This is a genomic window from Shewanella sp. AC34-MNA-CIBAN-0136 (assembly GCF_040309945.1).
GTDB lineage: Bacteria > Pseudomonadota > Gammaproteobacteria > Enterobacterales > Shewanellaceae > Shewanella.
In genome coordinates this window covers 1-234 of the sequence record NZ_JBEOPJ010000110.1, presented here as the reverse complement: position 1 = coordinate 234, position 234 = coordinate 1, and the positions used below count along the sequence as shown (strand labels likewise).

The following is a 234-nucleotide window of genomic DNA, read 5'->3' as shown; positions in this document are numbered from 1 at the left end:
TGGAGCGGTAGTTCAGTTGGTTAGAATACCGGCCTGTCACGCCGGGGGTCGCGGGTTCGAGTCCCGTCCGCTCCGCCATTCAAGTGACTGTTTACACTTAATAAAACAGATAATTTTTATACTATTGTTAGTTTTATTAAGTGTATACAAACCGTTTTGGAGCGGTAGTTCAGTTGGTTAGAATACCGGCCTGTCACGCCGGGGGTCGCGGGTTCGAGTCCCGTCCGCTCCGCC

General features: G+C 51.3%; 2 tRNA genes. Both read left to right on the top strand.

From position 1 onward, the window contains the following. The first annotated feature begins 1 nt into the window (after nt 1). Nucleotides 2–78: transfer RNA gene (locus AAEY94_RS20850), tRNA-Asp, on the top strand. 80 nt (nt 79–158) lie between these two features. Further along, nucleotides 159–232, top strand: a tRNA-Asp gene (locus tag AAEY94_RS20845). Nucleotides 233–234 lie beyond the last annotated feature (2 nt).